The sequence below is a fragment of the Pseudofulvibacter geojedonensis genome (assembly GCF_042675745.1).
GTDB classification, from domain to species: domain Bacteria; phylum Bacteroidota; class Bacteroidia; order Flavobacteriales; family Flavobacteriaceae; genus Pseudofulvibacter; species Pseudofulvibacter geojedonensis.
In genome coordinates, this window is record NZ_JBHTJM010000008.1 from 266,573 (window position 1) to 285,067 (window position 18,495).

14 protein-coding genes and 1 tRNA gene are annotated in these 18,495 nt (G+C 31.8%); 8 read left to right on the forward strand and 7 right to left on the reverse strand.

All coding sequences use genetic code 11. The features are described from left to right. Positions 1-16: 16 nt before the first annotated feature. The 7 genes from ACFQ1O_RS08495 to udk all read right to left on the reverse strand — a co-directional run bounded on the left by ACFQ1O_RS08495 (position 17) and on the right by udk (position 9,163). Complete coding sequence (locus ACFQ1O_RS08495) at positions 17-778, reverse strand: ParA family protein (protein ID WP_377715358.1); 762 nt, start codon at positions 776-778, stop codon at positions 17-19. Between the two features lie 153 nt (positions 779-931). Continuing rightward, complete coding sequence (locus ACFQ1O_RS08500; protein ID WP_377715361.1) at positions 932-3,790, reverse strand: M16 family metallopeptidase; 2,859 nt, start codon at positions 3,788-3,790, stop codon at positions 932-934. A 164-nt stretch (positions 3,791-3,954) separates the two neighbouring features. Further along, positions 3,955-6,084 carry a methylmalonyl-CoA mutase gene (scpA, locus tag ACFQ1O_RS08505; RefSeq protein WP_377715363.1) on the reverse strand — a complete coding sequence of 710 codons (2,130 nt, stop codon included), beginning with the start codon at positions 6,082-6,084 and terminating at the stop codon, positions 3,955-3,957. Between the two features lie 61 nt (positions 6,085-6,145). Further along, a complete protein-coding gene (locus ACFQ1O_RS08510) occupies positions 6,146-6,835 on the reverse strand; it encodes a hypothetical protein (RefSeq protein WP_377715364.1) in 690 nt (229 codons plus the stop codon). A 17-nt stretch (positions 6,836-6,852) separates the two neighbouring features. Next, positions 6,853-8,205, reverse strand: a complete 1,353-nt coding sequence (locus ACFQ1O_RS08515; protein ID WP_377715365.1) for a methylmalonyl-CoA mutase subunit beta — start codon at positions 8,203-8,205, stop codon at positions 6,853-6,855. Continuing rightward, positions 8,198-8,530 (reverse strand): FtsB family cell division protein, encoded by a 333-nt coding sequence (locus tag ACFQ1O_RS08520; protein WP_377715367.1) that lies wholly within the window; start codon positions 8,528-8,530, stop codon positions 8,198-8,200. Before ACFQ1O_RS08520 ends, ACFQ1O_RS08515 begins: the two co-directional genes overlap by 8 nt. A gap of 24 nt (positions 8,531-8,554) precedes the next feature. Continuing rightward, positions 8,555-9,163, reverse strand: coding sequence for a uridine kinase (gene udk, locus ACFQ1O_RS08525; RefSeq protein ID WP_377715369.1), 609 nt, complete (start codon positions 9,161-9,163; stop codon positions 8,555-8,557). 101 nt (positions 9,164-9,264) lie between these two features. Between udk and ACFQ1O_RS08530 the strand changes: the two genes are divergently transcribed. The 8 genes from ACFQ1O_RS08530 (at position 9,265) to ACFQ1O_RS08565 (ending at position 18,492) form a co-directional block, all read left to right on the forward strand. Beyond that, positions 9,265-9,339: transfer RNA gene (locus ACFQ1O_RS08530), tRNA-Pro, on the forward strand. A gap of 550 nt (positions 9,340-9,889) precedes the next feature. Then, a complete protein-coding gene (locus ACFQ1O_RS08535) occupies positions 9,890-10,393 on the forward strand; it encodes a hypothetical protein (RefSeq protein ID WP_377715371.1) in 504 nt (167 codons plus the stop codon). After that, positions 10,390-11,304 carry a hypothetical protein gene (locus tag ACFQ1O_RS08540; RefSeq protein WP_377715373.1) on the forward strand — a complete coding sequence of 305 codons (915 nt, stop codon included), beginning with the start codon at positions 10,390-10,392 and terminating at the stop codon, positions 11,302-11,304. Before ACFQ1O_RS08535 ends, ACFQ1O_RS08540 begins: the two co-directional genes overlap by 4 nt. A gap of 3 nt (positions 11,305-11,307) precedes the next feature. Next, positions 11,308-13,647, forward strand: coding sequence for a TonB-dependent receptor (locus ACFQ1O_RS08545; protein WP_377715375.1), 2,340 nt, complete (start codon positions 11,308-11,310; stop codon positions 13,645-13,647). 13 nt (positions 13,648-13,660) lie between these two features. Then, entirely contained in the window at positions 13,661-14,857 is a 1,197-nt protein-coding gene (locus ACFQ1O_RS08550; RefSeq protein WP_377715377.1) for a DUF4374 domain-containing protein, read from the forward strand. Between the two features lie 76 nt (positions 14,858-14,933). After that, on the forward strand, positions 14,934-15,635 hold the full coding sequence (locus ACFQ1O_RS08555) for an ABC transporter ATP-binding protein (protein WP_377715379.1): 702 nt from the start codon (positions 14,934-14,936) through the stop codon (positions 15,633-15,635). A 3-nt stretch (positions 15,636-15,638) separates the two neighbouring features. Beyond that, positions 15,639-17,075: a DUF3526 domain-containing protein gene (locus ACFQ1O_RS08560; RefSeq protein WP_377715381.1), complete on the forward strand. Its 1,437-nt coding sequence runs from the start codon at positions 15,639-15,641 to the stop codon at positions 17,073-17,075. Next, the gene (locus ACFQ1O_RS08565) at positions 17,068-18,492 is read left to right on the forward strand and encodes a DUF3526 domain-containing protein (protein ID WP_377715383.1); all 1,425 of its coding nucleotides are present in this window, start codon (positions 17,068-17,070) and stop codon (positions 18,490-18,492) included. Before ACFQ1O_RS08560 ends, ACFQ1O_RS08565 begins: the two co-directional genes overlap by 8 nt. Positions 18,493-18,495 lie beyond the last annotated feature (3 nt).

Consider the following 18,495-nt stretch of genomic DNA (forward strand, 5'->3'; position numbering starts at 1 on the left):
CTTGAATTACCTTTAATTAATTTTTCTGAATTACTTCGTTTGCCAAACTCAAGTAGTTACTAGCTCCTTTACTACTGGCATCGTAATTTATAATACTTTCACCAAAACTAGGAGCTTCACTTAAACGAACGTTACGCTGTATAATGGTTTCAAAAACCATTTCATTAAAATGCTTTTGAACTTCTTCAACAACTTGGTTAGATAAACGCAAACGGGCATCGTACATAGTTAATAACAAGCCTTCTATATCTAGATCTTTGTTATGAACTTTCTGAACACTTTTTATAGTATTTAATAGTTTGCCTAAACCTTCTAATGCAAAATACTCGCATTGGATAGGAATAATAACTGCATGAGCAGCTGTTAATGCATTTAAGGTTAACAAGCCTAATGAAGGAGCACAGTCTATTAAAATAAAATCGTACAAATCTATAATAGGTTCTAATGCCTTTTTTAGCATGTACTCTCTTTGTTCTTTATCTACTAACTCTATTTCTATAGCTACTAAATCTATATGAGCTGGTATTAAGTCTAGGTTTGGAGATTCTGTTTTTACAATAGCATCTTTTGCAGAACTAGTATGTTCTAATAATTGATAGGTTCCTATCTCTACAGATTCAACATCTATTCCTAAACCAGAAGTAGCATTTGCTTGAGGATCGGCATCTATAAGTAATACCTTTTTTTCTAAAACACCTAAAGAAGCCGCTAGATTGACAGAGGTAGTTGTTTTACCAACACCACCTTTTTGATTTGCAATTGCTATTATTTTACCCATTTAGTAGAAATTTGTATAGAATCGTAAAAATACAATTATTTACGGTTTTTTCAAGTGCTAATTTGTTAATAAGAGGTTAATGATTTTTTGCATAAAAAAAGCCTTGAGCTTTTTTAAAAACTCAAGGCTTTAAATATCAATAAGTAAAGTTTTTTACTTGGTGTTTTCTGGCATTAAAATACCAGTAATAGCACCTTTGCTTAAATATTTTTTAGCTACATTTTGAATGTCTTTAGTAGTTAACTTATTAACCGCATCGTTATACTCAAAAATTTTATTGATGTCTTTTTTATCAAAATCACTATCGGCAATTTTTTGTAACCAAAACTTATTTTTCTCTAACCCTTCTTTTCTAGCTAATAAGAAAGCTTCTTTAGCTTTATTTAAATCTTTTTCAGTAGGACCGTTAGCAATTATGTTTGCAACTTCTTGGTTAGCAATAGCTTTTAATGAATTTACATTTTCTGGTCCGCAACCAAATGAAATAGTTAAGTTAAAGGAATCGTAAGCGCTCTCAGTAATACTACCTCTTACCCTAGGAGAATAAACACCCGCTGCTTCTTCACGTAGTTTTTCGGTCATTTTAATACCTAAAATTTCACTTAAAGCTTTAAAATATAAAGCTTCATAGGCGTCGTATTTAGTTTCTCCTGTATAGATTATACTTACCTGACTTTTAGGGTCATTTCCTTTATTAACTAATTTTTCGTGTTTACCAGATAAAGGTCTAAATCCTAAATCTTTATACTCTTCTCGAGAGTTATTAGCAGGTAAGCTTGCTAAATATAGTTCTGAGTATTCTTTTAATTTAGCCTCATCTATATTACCAACGAAATAGAAAGAGAAATCTCCAGCGTTTGCAAAACGCTCTTTAAAAATCTTATAAGCTAACTCATAGTTTGTTTTATCATAATCTTCAACTGTTGGGAATCCAGTAAAACGAGGGCTTTTACCATAGCGAAACTTGCTCATTTCATTCATAAAGAAATACTGAGGGTTTGCTAATAAATTACCCATAAAACCTTTTTGTTTGGTTGTATATGAATTGAAAGCCTCTTGATCTTTATTAATTGCTGTAAAGTTTAAGTGAATTAATTGGAATAATGTCTCTAAATCTTTAGGTGTAGATGATCCAGTCATTTTTTCTGATAAAGAAGATACATAAGGTCTAACATTGGCTATTTTTCCAGTTAAAAACTTTTTTAAATCGTTTTTATTTAATCCTGCAATACCAGCTTCAGTTACTCCTCTTAAAGCTAAATTAGCAGCTAAGTAATCTTTATCACTAATTAAAGAAGTTCCTCCATAACTCTGAGCTTGGAATACTATTTCATCATTTTTAAAATCGGTTTTTTTGTATTTAACAGTAGCTCCGTTGCTTAAAGTTAAAGTAGTAATTCCTAATTTTTCATTTTTAGTTTCTTTGGTAATACTTCCTTTTGTAGGTAAAGCTGTAAATAAAGATTCTTGAACAGTTTCATCTTGGTAAGCTTTAATAGAGGTATCTGTTTTAACTGAATTTAATAGGTCTGTAACTTGCTGCTTGGTAACGGTTTTTTCTTTTCCTTTAATAATAACTACACGGTTTTTGTCAGATAAATATCCTTCAATTAATCCGTTAACATCTTCTAAAGTAATAGTAGGAATTTCTTTTTTGCTAAAGTTTACAGCCCATTCTACACTAGGCATAGCCTCTCCTTCTAAAAAGTTATCAATATATGGCTGAATTAATCTTTTTGATTCTTGTTTATCTCTGTTTTCATACATTTTATCTAACTGAGCCATCATTGCTGTTTTAGCTCTAGCTAATTCTCCTTTTTGGAATCCGAAACGCTTTACACGCTCATTTTCTTCAACCAACGCTTTTAAAGCCTCTAATTGTTTTCCTTCGGTAGCCATAGCTATTGATTGATATGCTTCTTTGTTACGTACCCAAGTACCTCCATAAAAAGAATATCCGTAAACAAAAGGAGGGTTGGCACTGTTGCGTAATTCTCCTAAACGATTGTTAATCATCTGAGAAAATAAACCATCTACTAAAGAATGTCTTGCGTCTGCTAGTGTTACTTCAGGTTTTGCTGTTCCTACAGCTTTATACATTAACTGAATTTGATTAAAAGTAGCTTCTTTGTCTGCTTCTATAGCAATGAAAGTCTCGTCGTGATTTTGAGTAGAAAACACCTCACGTTTTCTTGGGTTTTTGCTAGCTGGATAGCTTCCAAAATGCGATTTAACTTTAGCTTCTAAAGTAGCAATATCTACATCTCCTACAGCAATAACCGACATTAATTCTGGTCTGTACCAATCTTTGTGGAAACGGCGAATTGCATCGGGATGAAAGTTTTCTAAAATTTCTTTTTTACCTATTGGTAAACGCTTAGAGTATTTAGACTTGTATAGAACTTTTGGCAAGTAGTTTTGCATCATTCTGTTCTCTGCGTCTAATCGTGTTCTTAACTCTTCTAAAACAACTCCACGCTCTTTGTTAATCTCTTCATCTGTTAACAGTGCGTTGAAAGCCCAATCCTCAATGATTTGAAAACCTTTTTCAAGTTTTTCAGGATCATCACTTGGTATTGGTAAAATATATACTGTTTCATCAAATCCAGTATAGGCGTTTAAATGCGCACCAAATTTTACTCCAATTCCTTGTAAATAATCTACCAATTCGTTTTTCTTGAAGTTTTTAGTACCATTAAAGTTCATATGCTCCATGAAATGAGCCAATCCTTGTTGGTCATCATCCTCTAAAATAGAACCAGCATTTACTACTAAACGCAACTCAACTTTATCTGCTGGTTTTCCGTTGTTTTTTAAGTAATACTTCATTCCGTTAGAAAGAGTTCCTTGTACTACGGAAGGATCGCTAGGAATTAGTTCTTCTTTTGCGGAAGCCTCAACTACAGCAGGAGCTTCTGGAGTTTTTGGCGTTATAGGAGCTTCTGTTGTTTGAGAAGATTTACAAGCCATAATTGCTGCTAGAGCAGCTAATGATAAGATTTTCTTAGTCATAATTAGGTTAGATTTGTTTGCTTGCAAATGTAAGTTAATTATGACTCATAAGGTAAGTAATTATGTAAAAAACTTGTTGTTGTTATTTGTAAGGTCAATAGATTTTATAAAAAAAGCGCAATGTTTAAAATATTGCGCTTTTAGTAAATTTAAATATTAATATTTTACGATACGCTTTCAATTAACAACTGTAACATTTCAATAGCTGCGTCTGAAATTTTAGTTCCAGGCCCGAAAACAGCAACTGCTCCAGCATCAAATAGATACTGATAATCTTGGTGTGGTATAACACCTCCAACAATTACCATAATATCTTCACGACCGTATTTTTTAAGCTCAGCAATTACCGCAGGTACCAAAGTCTTGTGTCCAGCAGCTAAAGAAGAAACTCCTAAAACATGAACATCGTTTTCTACAGCTTGTTTAGCAGCTTCGGCAGGTGTTTGAAATAATGGGCCTATATCTACGTCAAAACCAACATCAGCGTAGCCTGTAGCTACTACTTTTGCTCCTCGATCATGGCCATCTTGCCCCATTTTAGCAATCATAATACGAGGTCTACGCCCATCTAACTCAGCAAAGTCATCTGCTAATTTCTTAGCTTTTTCAAAAGAATCGTCGTTTTTAATTTCTTTACTATACACGCCTGTAAATGATTTAATTTCTGCTTTGTATCTTCCGAATTTAGCTTCTAAAGCATCAGATATTTCACCTAAAGTAGCTCTTTTTCTAGCGGCATCTACAGCTAAAGCCAATAGATTATCAGTACCACTTTCGGCAGCTTCTGTTAATTTACGTAAACTTTCTTGAACTAAATCGTTATTTCTGTCTGACTTTATTTGATTCAATCGTTCAATTTGCGATTGACGAACAACTGTGTTGTCTACCTCTAGAATATGTAAGGGATCTTCTTTTTCTAGTCGATATTTATTAACTCCGACTATTACATCTTGCCCAGAGTCTATTCTAGCTTGTTTTCTAGCGGCAGCTTCTTCAATACGCATTTTAGGAATACCAGCTTCAATGGCTTTGGTCATACCTCCTAATTCTTCAACTTCTTCAATTAATTTCCATGCTTTTTTAGCAATATCATTCGTTAAGTTTTCAACATAGTAACTACCAGCCCATGGATCTACCGTTTTGGTAATGTGAGTTTCTTCTTGTAAATATATTTGAGTATTACGAGCAATACGTGCCGAGAAATCTGTAGGTAGCGCAATTGCCTCATCTAACGCATTGGTATGTAAACTTTGAGTTCCACCAAAAGCAGCAGCAGCAGCTTCTATACAAGTTCTTGCTACATTGTTAAACGGATCTTGCTCGGTTAAGCTCCAACCCGAAGTTTGACAATGCGTTCTAAGTGCTAATGACTTTGGGTTTTTGGGGTTGAATTGTTTTACTAATTTAGCCCAAAGCATACGAGCAGCACGCATTTTAGCAATTTCCATAAAATGATTCATTCCTATAGCCCAGAAGAACGAAAGTCTAGGGGCGAAAGAATCAATATCCATTCCAGCAGCTAAGCCTTTGCGAATATATTCTAATCCATCTGCAAGGGTGTAAGCTAACTCAATATCGCATGTAGCTCCTGCTTCTTGCATATGGTAACCAGAAATACTAATAGAGTTGAATTTTGGCATATTTGCCGAGGTGTATTCAAAAATATCAGATATAATTTTCATGGATGGAGTAGGTGGATAGATATAAGTGTTTCTTACCATAAACTCCTTTAAAATATCGTTCTGAATGGTTCCTGCTAGTAAACTTTTATCAACTCCTTGTTCTTCTGCAGCAACAATATAAAAAGCCATGATAGGGAGTACCGCTCCATTCATAGTCATTGAAACTGACATCTTGTCTAAAGGAATCTGATCGAAAAGAATTTTCATATCTTCAACAGAATCTATAGCAACTCCAGCTTTACCTACATCACCTACAACTCGTTCATGATCTGAATCATAACCTCTATGTGTAGCTAAATCAAAAGCTACCGATAGTCCTTTTTGTCCAGCTGCAAGATTACGTCTGTAAAAAGCATTTGATTCTTCAGCAGTAGAAAAACCGGCATATTGCCTAATAGTCCATGGTCTTCTTACATACATTGTAGAATATGGCCCTCTAAGATTGGGAGCTAAACCAGCCACAAAGTTTAGGTGCTTTAAATTAGAAACATCTTCTTTATTGTAGCTAGATTTAACGTTAATATCTTCGGCTGTAGAGTGTTCAGTAACAGTATTGTTTTCTATTGAAACATCTGTTACTAAATTGATATGTTGAAAATCTTTTCTTTTCATTATGTTATATTAAAAGTTTCAACTTCTTTTCAGTATAGAAACTGAATTGAGTTTAAAAAATTTAGTGGTTGTGTCCGTCGTTAGGTCCGTGATTATGACCAGCATGAGGATCTTTCTTTAAAGTAACTTCTGGTTTTGTAACGGCAGGAGTTTCTTCTTTAGCTTTTAAGAATTCTATTTTAGAAAAATCTTTACCTATAAATTTACCAAAGTAGGCATCTAAGGCAATGTAAGTCATTAAAGCTTTGTCTTTATATTGACTCCTATTATTACTACTAACTATGGCTGATACAATTAGTTTTGGATCTAAGCTTTCTTCAACAGATCGCAAAGCATTGAATGAGGTTTTTAAGTCTTTGTTAGAAATGCTTTTTCCAATACAGTTTAAAACATCTGATTGACTTTTTAATTTTTCCCCATTCCACAAACCTTTGCTATGTAGTGCTTTAAAAACATCTAAACTTTCTTTAGTAACGTAGTCATTAATATTAATTACACCTCTAGATCTAGACACAAAGTTACGCATAGCTTGATCTAAAGTAATAACTCTGTTAGGATTTCTATTGGTATTTTTAGCATGAGTTAAAATTGCATTTTCAAAAGTATAATATGCTTCAGTATATAATTTATTATCACTAATCTCACAAGTTAACACTGAAGGTTGATCTGCATATTTATAAGTAATATTCTCTTCTTTTTTACAACTAAATATTGACGCACAGATGATAGATGCTACTAGTAACTTTTTCATGATTTAATTTTTATAGTTTATTGATTGTTTTCGGTTTTTAATCTTTCTTTATCAGAGTTTTCAGCTAGTCTTCTAGCTATTATAGGTTCTATTAAGGTCTTTCTGATCTTTTTTTCAACGAATGGATGTTTTTCAAGATCATGACTCATACGATCTTGATTATTTGGGTATTTATTAGTTCCTAACAATACCAACTCTCCGTTGTTAAATTGTTCTTGCTCACGTTGAGCACTTTCTTTTATTTTTCGCTGGATGGTACCTTCTTTTAGTTGTTTTAAAAAGCCTCCTCCATTTTCAATTTGTTTGAATATATCTAATGCTTTCTCTGCTAATTGAATACTAAGTGTCTCAATATAATAAGAACCATCTGCTGGGTTTTGGACTACATCAAAAGAGCTTTCGTTTTTTAGTACTAATAATTGATTCCTAGCAATGCGGTCACCAAATTCATTTTGATTGTGATATATATAATCATAAGGTAAATTGCAAACTGTATTTGCACCTCCTAATATAGCACTCATACACTCTGTAGTAGTACGTAATAAGTTTACATTGTAATCATATATAGTTTTATTTCTGTAAGAAGGTAAGCTTAAGATAGAACACTTAGTTTCTGTACTATATACCTTGTTTAAAGTATTAATTAAAATACGTAAAGCCTTTAATTTAGCTATTTCAAAAAAGTAATTACTACTTGTAGCAGTAATAAACTGAATATTTTTAATTCCTTGCTCTTGAAAATAATGGAAATATTCATTTGCATGAGCCATAGCATATGCTAATTGTTGTGAAATAGTTGCTCCAGCATTTTGATATATTGATGTATCAACACTAATAGTATTGAATTCAGGGTAATTGCTATGAATCTCTTTAATGAATTGATAATCTAACTCTAATGAGTTGTACCAGTTTCCTGTTTTGGCTAGATTTCCAATAATGTCAAGATGTAAGAAGTGAAAGTTATTTTTTAGTGATAAAATTTCCTCAATAGTTTTCTGAAAGAATCCAGTAAATATAAAATGAACAGGAATGTTATTTCCAATACCCTCAAGTAGTTCTTTTATATGTATTTCGGAATGAATTTTAAAAAGTATTGCTTCACTACCTTTTTCTAAAGCATCTTTGGCTAAAACATTTGCTTTTAGAGAATTTTTAACATCAATATATTGGCAAATATCCCAGTTGTTGTTTTCGGTAACACTAGTTTTAGCGTCTTGATCTTGGTGGTAAAACGGTTTAACAGTAATACCTTCATTGGTATGCCAAAGAAGTGTTTCGTTATAATCTGCACCTTTTAAATCTACTTGAATTTTTTGTTTCCAAGCTTGTGCAGATACTTCATCAAAATCATTGAATAAAAAGTTACTCATCTTTCTTTTTTTTGGTTGAGTCGTTTTCGTACTCTATAATATAAATCTCTTCGTTTTCTTTTTTCATGTAATATTCTTCACGAGCAAAGTTTTCGAGTTGATCTGAATTTTCTAATTTTTTGATACTTTTTTTATCCTTATCTATTTCTGTTTGATATAACTTGATTTCAGATTTTTTCTCATCAATAACAGCATCAAGTTCTCTATGGAATAAATAAGAATTATCATCGATAAACAACATCCATATAACAAAACCAATAAGTACTAGTATGTACGGATTGATTAGGTATTTTAAATATTTATGTTGTTTAATTTTTTGTAACAATGTTTATAATTTTCGAAGTTAAAATTACGATAATTTTTCGTTAATTATAGTCTTTACAATATTTATACCTACTGTATTAAACTTGTTGTTAGGTATAATAATATCTGCATATTCTTTAGTACTTTCTATAAATTGTTGGTGCATTGGTTTTAAAGTATTTTGGTATCTATTTAAAACCTCGTCTAAATCTCTTCCTCTCTCTGCAATATCTCTTTTTACACGTCTTATCAATCTTTCATCTGAATCGGCGTGAACATAAATTTTAATATCGAATAAGTTACGTAGTGTTGGGTTGGTAAAAATTAATATACCTTCTACTATTATAACTTTTTTAGGAGAAGTAAGAATTGTTTCTTTAGTTCTGTTATGTTCTACGAAAGAATATACGGGTTGGTTTATTGTTTTCCCTTCTTTTAATTGTTGAACGTGTTGCGTAAGCAAATCAAAATCTATTGATTGTGGATGATCAAAGTTTATTTTTGTTCGTTCTTCATAGCTTAAATGAGAAGTGTCACTATAATAAGAATCTTGAGAGATGATACAGATATCATCTTCAGTTAATTCATTTAAAATTTGTTTAACTACAGTAGTTTTACCACTGCCTGTACCACCTGTTATACCTATGATTAACATGTATTGAGTTTTTTAGCAAAAGTAGGTTAATATTTTAATGAAAAAAAGTGTTTAAGATGTTTGTAAAATGTAGAAAAATAATATATTTGCATCCCATTATTCGGGGTATAGCGTAGCCCGGTTATCGCGCCTGCTTTGGGAGCAGGAGGTCGCAGGTTCGAATCCTGCTACCCCGACAAAAGCCAATCATAATTATGATTGGCTTTTTTATTGATGACTTGAGAAATAGTTGTCATCTACATAACTTCTGTTAAACTGTTTCTTTCATTTTATTTCTTTATTAAAAGAGATTTTCTTTCTAGTAAGTTATTTACCACTTATAAATTTTTAGCTATTCTTACAATACTTCATTCCTGACAGTTGTATTCAAATTTATTGTTCTATCAAATATTAATTGCAACTTAATCGCAATAATGTTTGTTTTTTAAAAGAAATTAAATATGTTTGTATCTCATTAATGCAACATTGTTGCGTTAACGTAAGTTAGAAAGGGGAATCCGAAAACCTTAAATAGAGTAGGGGAAATCTAAATTATAAGTATTATGAATACTAAGAAAAGTATCATTGCTCAGCTTATTGCAGAAAGAAAATCTGTAAACACAACGCACTGTTCAAACTGTGGTCACTGTAGAGCTTCACTTTAATAACTAAAGTGTAAAAAAGATTATGAAGGGGTAGTTGCCGCTACCTCTTTGTTTTTAAGTATAAAAAACAAACAAAGTACAAATGTACGTTAATATTCAAAATAAACCAATTAACCTTGACTCTAAGCAGTTAGAAAATATACTTGCTTATAAAAATGAAAATATACTATCCCGATTTACCGATATGTATAATGTGAGCAATAATGAGGCTGAAGATATTTTTAAGGCTACATTAAAGTTTATGTATATAGCCCAAATAAAAGGGGTTTTTATTCCAGATGAGTTATTAATTATTGATGAGATGTGGCATAACTTTATTCTTTTTACTAAAGATTATCATTCTTTCTGCGATAAGTATTTTGGGAGTTATTTTCATCATTTACCTGCATCTAAGAGAGAAAAGGAAATTCAAACTAGAAAAAATCAAGAAAATCCTGAACAAGCAAGTGTTGAGTTTCAGAATAAATTAGAATTTATAATGGGGGTTGTATATGACTATTTAGGGCAAGAAACTTTAGAAATATGGTTCCGAGATTATGCCCATAAATATAGTCGTGAAAAAATATTAGCATTAAGAAAATCATGAGTATTTTTCCTAAACGAACAGTTGCCGGAAAAGGGGTGACTATACATTGGAATTTTAATATTTCTCACCTCAAGAAAGGCCATGTTTTTCCTTTTGTACGTATTGGTGTACAATGGCCTAATGGACAAGTTACTATGCTTATGGAAGAGTGTATTTTGGGGTTTGCAAATCCTAGAGATGAAGATGTATTGTTAAATGAAGATGGGAAGAAATTTAAATACCTAAAAAAAAATACTCCATTTTTAGTTTTAAATGATTATCTGTCTGGTGTAATTAAACGTGAAGCATTAGCAAACATTATTTCAGGTATTGAATCTGGACGTCATTATTATTTTCAATTTGCGCTACCAAAAAAGGCACCTCCAGGAAAATACACTCTAATTTCTGAGGTGTATAATAATGGTGAAAAACGTTATTCTAAGACTAAAGAAGACGATTTTTTCTTTGTTGATAATATTGAAAAAAGAGCAACAAAAAAGAATGATAACGGTTATGTTTCAATTATAAAAAACAACTCAACAGAAGCTACACCAATAAAAATTGTAGAGTGCTTTGAATCAGGTAATAAAGTAAAGTGTATGCTTTTAAGTCCTTTAAGTGCTTCAGAAATTCATACTATATCTAGTAATTGCTTTTTACTATATAATGAAGAAAGAGAGGTTATAGCATTAAATGAGAATAACAGTCCTTTTGTTATTAAAAATCATCAATATATTCCGTTAAAAAGGGAAGATAGAACCTATGTTATGTCAAATAGCACAGAAGACATTTATGAACTTACTGAATTACAAGCTAAGATTAGAGAAAGAGCTGACGGAATTACATTAAAAAATAGAATTGTAAACATTACTAATAATGATTCTTATAACGAATTAGTTGATAGTGGTATAATACTCGAAAATAAGTTTTAAAAAATGATAAAGAAAATTATGATATCATTTTTATTGTTGCTATTGTCACAGTATATAATTGCTCAAGAAGTTGTTGTTATTGGAAAAGTTGTTACAAAAAGCAATGAGCCTTTAATTGGTGCAAGTCTTGTAATTAATTCTTATGGAGCAGTAACAGACTTTGAAGGTAATTATAAATTAAAGATACCTCAAGGTAATTATATATTAAAATGTAGTTTTTTAGGATATAATGAAGAACAAAAAATAATTGATGCAACCGGTAAGAAACAACTTCTAGTTAATTTTACCTTAATAGAAAACTCAACAAATTTAAATTCTATTACAATTGTTGGTAAATCTGAAGTTAAAAAGCTAGAAGATAGTCCACAACAAGTAGCTATAATTAAAGCTAAGAAATACCATAATAAAGCCACTTCTACTAATGATATTTTAAACAAAGAATCTGGAATTAATATCCGCCAAGATGGAGGAATGGGAGGGAATTCAAATATTTCTATTAACGGACTACAAGGAAAGCAAATAAAAATATTTATAGACGATATACCTGTAGACTTTTTAGGATATGGTTATGGGGTAAACCTACTTCCTTCTAATTTTATTAGTCGTATAGAAGTTTATAAAGGTGTTGTGCCTATACATTTGGGTGCCGATGCACTGGGAGGAGGAATAAATGTTATTACTCGAAAACAAAAGAGGAATAATATGGAAGTGAGTTACTCTCACGGATCATTTAATACACATCAGGCAAGTTTAAATGCTCAAAAGGTGGTTGAAAAATCAGGGTTAATTTTAGGTGTCAATGCCTTTTTTAATTATTCTGACAACAATTATAAAGTAGATGTAACAGTTCCTGATGAGTCTTATAACCCACAAAATATAACGGTAAGACGGTTTCATGATACTTTCAAGCAAGGTTTGATAAAAACAAAAGCTAGTTTAGTAAATAAAAAATGGGCTGATTTGTTATCGGTTTCCCTAGCACATCAAAGATTATATGACGAGATTCAGCACAATGCTATCATGAGTCAACCTTATGGTGAAGCGTACGGAACTAATAACTCTACAAATGCTTCTATAAGACATAAATGGTCTAATAACAATAAAAAATTCTTTACCGATGCTTTTTTGGGCTACAATCATATTAATACTAAATTTAATGATACTACTCTTAATGTGTATACTTGGGATGGAAAAGTATTTACTCAACGTAGTTACGGTGGAGAAATTACAACTTCACAAAGTACTTTAGAAACTCAAGCCAATGTGTCTTTTGGAAGGGTAAACCTTAAATATATTTTTAATAAAAATAGCCAGTTAAACTTTAGTTCACTTGTTTCAAATTATGAGAGAGATGGCAAAGATGCTACAGCAGCAAATTTTTATGGGTACGATCCGTTTAAAAATAAAGCATCTCGATTTAAAACAGTGAGTGGATTATCTTATCAGTATCGATTTTGGAACCAAAAAATCACCAGTATTACAGCATTAAAACACTATTATTATCAATCGAAAGGTTTTGATAATGATGCCCAAAACGGAACTGTTACAGATTTAAAACAAAACGGCAATTATAATGGAGTCAGTCAGGCTTTTTCTATACAAGCTTTAAGAAAATTATTGATAAAAACCTCCTATGAGTATGCTACAAGATTGCCAGATGAATATGAATTGTTTGGTGATTTTATATTAATCGATCAAAATGCCAATTTAACACCAGAAATTAGTCATAACATTAACGCATTAGTTAAATGGGAGGAACCAGATTGGATGTTAGGTATAAATGGTTTTTTTAGAGATATAGATGATATTATATTTTTAAAAACAACTCAATTTCAGGCACAATACCAAAATCTTCTCAAAGCAAGAGCCATAGGATTTGAATTATTTGGTAGTTACCAACCTTTTAAGAGCATTGAACTTAATGGTAATTTAACTTATCAGGATATTAGAAACAGATCTTCACAAGAAAATTCTAATACCGTAAACCCAAAATATTTTAATGCAAGGTTACCAAATAGGCCATATTTTTTTGCAAATCATGAGGTTAATTTTAAGACTCCAATTAATAGAGAAAAAGATCAATTGTCCTTTTGGTGGAGTGGTAGATATGTTAAGGACTTTTACCTCAATTGGGAAGTAGACGGTCTAGAAGAAACCAAACCTACTATTCCAAGTCAATGGGTGCAAAATGTTGGAGTAAGTTATTTATGCTACAATAAACAATTTACTCTTACCCTAGAAAGTCAAAACGTGACCAATGAAAAAGCATTTGACAATTTTAACGTACAACGTCCTGGAAGAGCTTTTTTCTTTAAGATGAATTACACATTTAATAATCTATAAAACCAGAATAACTATGAAAGACAAAAAATTAAATCAAATGAATTATATTAAAAAAGTGCTTGCCGTTGCAGCAGGTTTATTTTTATCAATGGCGGTTATATCTTGTTCTAATAATGATGATGATGGAACAAGTCAACAACCAATACAAGAAGTCAATTATGCTTTTGCTACAGTAGGAGGGGCATGGCCATCTCAAACAACTTATTTGCAAGGAACAGTAAATCTAGATATGACTAGTATAAACAACAACAATGCTACTGAGTTAGCAAATTGGGGGCAATTATGGACTTATAATAAGGATTTATTTGTAACACGTTTTGGCGCGCCAGCAACATTATTTAAGTATTCTTTTGATTCTAACGGTATAGCTAAAGAAGCAGGGCAAATTGTAATTCCTGGTGCAAATACATTTTCAACTATAGAGTTTGTTAGTGAAACAGAAGCTTATGGTACTGTAGCAGGAGGTTTAGCACGAGTTATTAAATTTAATCCTTCAACAGCTAGTGTAACTGGTGAAATAGATCTTTCTTCTATTGAAATAGATGGTGTAGAATCGTATTGGTATTTAGGAATGAAAGCAAGAGATGGGAAATTATTTATGGGAGTAGAGTACCAAAACAACTGGACATCTACCTACGATAAAGCTTTCGTTGCTGTTATTGATTTAGAAACATCTACTGTTGAAAAAGTAATTGAAGATAATAGAACCGGTAATATTTTTGCCGCAGGTGGAGCTGTAAATGGATTTAACCTAGATGCAAATGGTGACCTTTATGTAATGGGATTTGGAACAGCTAACACGCCAAGTGGTATTTTACGTATTAAAAATGGAGAAACAGAGTTTGATCCTTCATATTTTATGAATTTAGATGAAAAAACAGGTAAGGCTTGTCAAGGCCTATGGCACTTTCCTGGTAAAGGTACCTTTACGTTAAGAATGGATGACGAATCTGATGCTTACGAGTTTAATGGACCCAATTACAAATATTATAAAATAGATTTAGAATCTCAAACAGCTATAGATATAGGGGCTCCAAAAACATTTGGCTCTAAAACTTCTATTATAAGAGATTTTAATGATGGAAAACTTCACTTTGTGATTGCTACAGCATCAGAAAATGCGATTTATACTTATGATATCGCTTCTGGACAAATTAGCAAAGAAATTGATGCTGACGGACAGATTACTGGTTTTCAAAAATTGAACTAGTCTACACTTTTTATAACAGTAAACAAGGAGGGACTACAATATTTCCCTGCTTGTTTTTTTAAAGCCAAGAGCAATTATGTTAGAAGCTAAAAACTTAACAAAAAAGTATGGCAATTTTACAGCTTTAAATGAGCTTAACTTAACCGTTAATCCAGGAGATATTTTTTGCTTACTTGGAGCTAATGGTGCAGGGAAATCGACCACCATTAATTTGTTTTTAAATTTTATTGCTCCTTCCAGTGGTTCTGTTTTTATCAATTCAAAAGATGTAAATAAGTATGCACAGGAAACCAAATCAATGATTTCTTATATACCTGAAAATTTAATGCTTTATACTAATTTAACAGGGATAGAAAATCTAGAGTTCTTTTGTAGCTTAGGTGGTTTAAAATATACAAAGATAGAGTTAGAGAAGCTTATAATTGATGCAGGTTTGCAACCAGAATTTATCCATCAGCGGGTAAAAAACTATTCTAAAGGTATGCGTCAAAAAATAGGCATAGCATTAGCCGTTGCTCGTAAATCGTCTGTATTATTATTAGATGAACCTACCTCTGGGTTAGACCCAAAAGCCAGTAATGAATTTTCAGAACTGTTACTCTCTATGAAAGAAAAAGGAGTTACTACCCTTATGGCTACTCACGATTTGTTCAGAGCCAAAAATACAGGTACACATATTGGTATTATGAAAGGTGGTAATTTGATTGAAGAATTTCAATCAGACAATATCAATTTTCAAGAATTAGAGCGCATGTACATTAACCATATGCACAACTAAGCTATGGAAACATTAATTGCAGTTGTTAAAAAAGAACTTAAAAGCGCTTTTCGCGAGCGTTTAGTAGTAGCATTAGGACTTATAGTTATGCTGTTACTTTCTGCATCCATGTACAGTGGTTATGTGGCTTATACACAACAACAAGCCAATATAGAAAATCTTCAAAAAGAAAAGCGTAAACAATGGCTAGAACAACATGAAAAGCATCCTCATATTGCAGCTCACTATGGTACATATGTTTTTAAACCAAAATCGATACTCAGCATTTTCGATTTCGGTTTAGATAGCTATACAGGCACATCTATTTACTTAGAGGCTCATTATCAGCATGAGTTTATGTTTAGACCAGCTCAGTTACGTAGTAGTATGGTGCGTTTTGGAGAATTAAGTATAGCCATGGTGTTAAAAGTGTTTTTACCGCTACTGATTATTTTTGTTGCTTTTTCGGCTTACACAAAAGAACGAGAAAGTGGTACTTTAAGGCTTTTATTGAGTCAAGGCGTTTCTTTGGGAATACTTAGTTGGGGAAAAATTATAGCCATTTCTTTATTGGTTGGACTGACTTTAATTCCTTTTTTTGTTGGCTTTACTGTAAGTTGGTTTTTAGATATTGATAACACAGTGATCCCTGATATATCTACACGATTAATTTTATTAATTGTATTGTATATTACTTATTTGTTTGTTTTAATTGTTTTATCAGTTTGGGTATCCTTACAGTGTAAAAATGGTAAATCGGCTTTGCTTACTTTATTAGTATGCTGGATAGCTGCCACTATTTTATTGCCTAAAGCTACGGCAAATTTGAGCGAGAGCATTTATCCGTTGCCATCAATGAGGGCATTTAAAGCAGGTATTCAAACTCATAAGGACAATGGATTAGACGGAAAAACATCTAAAGTACAACGCTATGAGCAGTTAAAAAAAGAAATGCTTCAAAAGCATGATGTAGATTCTATCCAAAAGCTACCTTTTAATTTTAGTGGTTATAGCATGCAGGCTTCTGAGGAGTATTCTGATAAAATATATGATTTTCATACCAAAAAACTTCGTAATCAATTGCTAGATCAAAACTTTATTAGTCGTTTTACTAGTCTGATAAATCCGTATCAAGCTACACAAAATTTGTCTATGGCAATAGCAGCAACAGACATACATTCCACTTTTCATTTTGAGGATGAGGTTAATAAGTACCGTAGAAAACTTATTAAAACCATGAATGATGACATGGCGTATAATACAAAATACGGAGAGTTTTATGAGTATAAAGTAGGTAAAGATCTTTTTGAAAAAGTACCCGATTTTAGACACCAAACTCAAATGGTGTATCAGGTATTGAAACAATACATCATCGAAATAATTTCTATAATCCTCTGGGTAAGTTTTAGTCTTTTGTTACTAAATCGCGCTCATAGAAAAGCAAATAGCCATTATGTTTAAAATATTGATAAAATATGAATGGAAATTATTCGTTAGAAATAGGTTTCAATTGCTGTTTTTAGCGATATTTCTGTTAGTATCTGCATATGCTATTTACTATGGTAGATCTGAAATAAAGACTCAAAAAGAAAATATAGAAGTCGTTAAAACACTTGAAAAAGAAGGGTTTGAGAAATACATTGCTTCTTTTGGTAAAGAACCTGAAACGAGAAAAGAGGAGGAACTAAAAGATATTGCTTGTAAGCCATCTTACGCGTGGTATAGGCATGAGTATAGTGCTAGCTTGCCACCCCATGATTATGCTGCTTTAGCTATTGGTCAGCGTGATTTATATCGTTATTATTTTAGCCTTACTGGTATGAGTTTGTACTACCAACTTTTTGAAAATGAGTTGGCAAATCCTGTAAATCTTTTGGTAGGTAATTTCGATTTGTTATTTGTACTTATTTATCTATTTCCTTTACTAATCATTACTTCTGTATATAGCCTATATGCTGCAGAGAAAGAAGGAGGTACTTTGCCCTTGCTTCGTATGCAAACTATATCTGTTAGAAAAATTACAACCTTACGTTTTAGTTTTCATTTTGTACTTATTACAGGTATAGCGTTGCTTATAACCTTTGGAGGTATGTTAGTTTGTGGTAATCCGTTGAGTAACTATAATTATTTGTCTACAATATACTGGTTGTTAGGTGTTACATTCTATTCATTTTTTTGGTATGGTCTTCTATACTTAATCATCAGTTTTAAAAAGAATTCTGCTTTTAATGCTATTGTAAGTATTAGTTGTTGGTTATTATTATTAGTAATAATACCCTCTTTACTGAACATTGTAGTAACTACAAAATACCCTATAAACAGTGCTAGTTTATCAGAAATTACTAGAAGAACAGGCTTAGAGAATGATGATGACAAAGAAGAAGCCAATGCCGTTTTAAAGGAGTTTTTTGAGCATAATAAAACTTATGCAGTTACCGATAGTTTGATAGATACGAACTTTATGGCAAAAACGTATGCAGCCTTTACTTGGTTAAAAGACGCACATAGTAAGCAAATGGTAGATAAATTTAATAATCAACTATCTAAAAGAGAGCAATGGATTCACCATTTAGATTGGTTAAACCCAGCAACCAACATTCAAAAATCATTTACAGAAACCAGTAAAACAGATTGGAATACGTTAATTCAGTTTCAGCGGTCATTATCTCCTTTTCATAATCAAATAACTCATTTTTATTATTCAAAACTGTTTTGGAATAAGCCTTTAACCTTAGAGAATTATAAACAAAGACCTACTTACACATGGGTAGATAACAATGTAAATCGATGGTTAAATATTAGAGAGCGCTTGTCTAAAATAGTTCTTTTTGGAGGGATACTTTTTGTTATAGGTTTTATAAAATTTAAAAAAATATAAACG

Bases quoted from the DNA above. Each gene is read 5' to 3' on its own strand.
- ACFQ1O_RS08495 (WP_377715358.1), bottom strand. From the start codon at position 778: ATGGGTAAAATAATAGCAATTGCAAATCAAAAAGGTGGTGTTGGTAAA.
- ACFQ1O_RS08500 (WP_377715361.1), bottom strand. From the start codon at position 3,790: ATGACTAAGAAAATCTTATCATTAGCTGCTCTAGCAGCAATTATGGCT.
- scpA (WP_377715363.1), bottom strand. From the start codon at position 6,084: ATGAAAAGAAAAGATTTTCAACATATCAATTTAGTAACAGATGTTTCA.
- ACFQ1O_RS08510 (WP_377715364.1), bottom strand. From the start codon at position 6,835: ATGAAAAAGTTACTAGTAGCATCTATCATCTGTGCGTCAATATTTAGT.
- ACFQ1O_RS08515 (WP_377715365.1), bottom strand. From the start codon at position 8,205: ATGAGTAACTTTTTATTCAATGATTTTGATGAAGTATCTGCACAAGCT.
- udk (WP_377715369.1), bottom strand. From the start codon at position 9,163: ATGTTAATCATAGGTATAACAGGTGGTACAGGCAGTGGTAAAACTACT.
- ACFQ1O_RS08535 (WP_377715371.1), top strand. From the start codon at position 9,890: ATGTACGTTAATATTCAAAATAAACCAATTAACCTTGACTCTAAGCAG.
- ACFQ1O_RS08540 (WP_377715373.1), top strand. From the start codon at position 10,390: ATGAGTATTTTTCCTAAACGAACAGTTGCCGGAAAAGGGGTGACTATA.
- ACFQ1O_RS08545 (WP_377715375.1), top strand. From the start codon at position 11,308: ATGATAAAGAAAATTATGATATCATTTTTATTGTTGCTATTGTCACAG.
- ACFQ1O_RS08550 (WP_377715377.1), top strand. From the start codon at position 13,661: ATGAAAGACAAAAAATTAAATCAAATGAATTATATTAAAAAAGTGCTT.
- ACFQ1O_RS08555 (WP_377715379.1), top strand. From the start codon at position 14,934: ATGTTAGAAGCTAAAAACTTAACAAAAAAGTATGGCAATTTTACAGCT.
- ACFQ1O_RS08560 (WP_377715381.1), top strand. From the start codon at position 15,639: ATGGAAACATTAATTGCAGTTGTTAAAAAAGAACTTAAAAGCGCTTTT.
- ACFQ1O_RS08565 (WP_377715383.1), top strand. From the start codon at position 17,068: ATGTTTAAAATATTGATAAAATATGAATGGAAATTATTCGTTAGAAAT.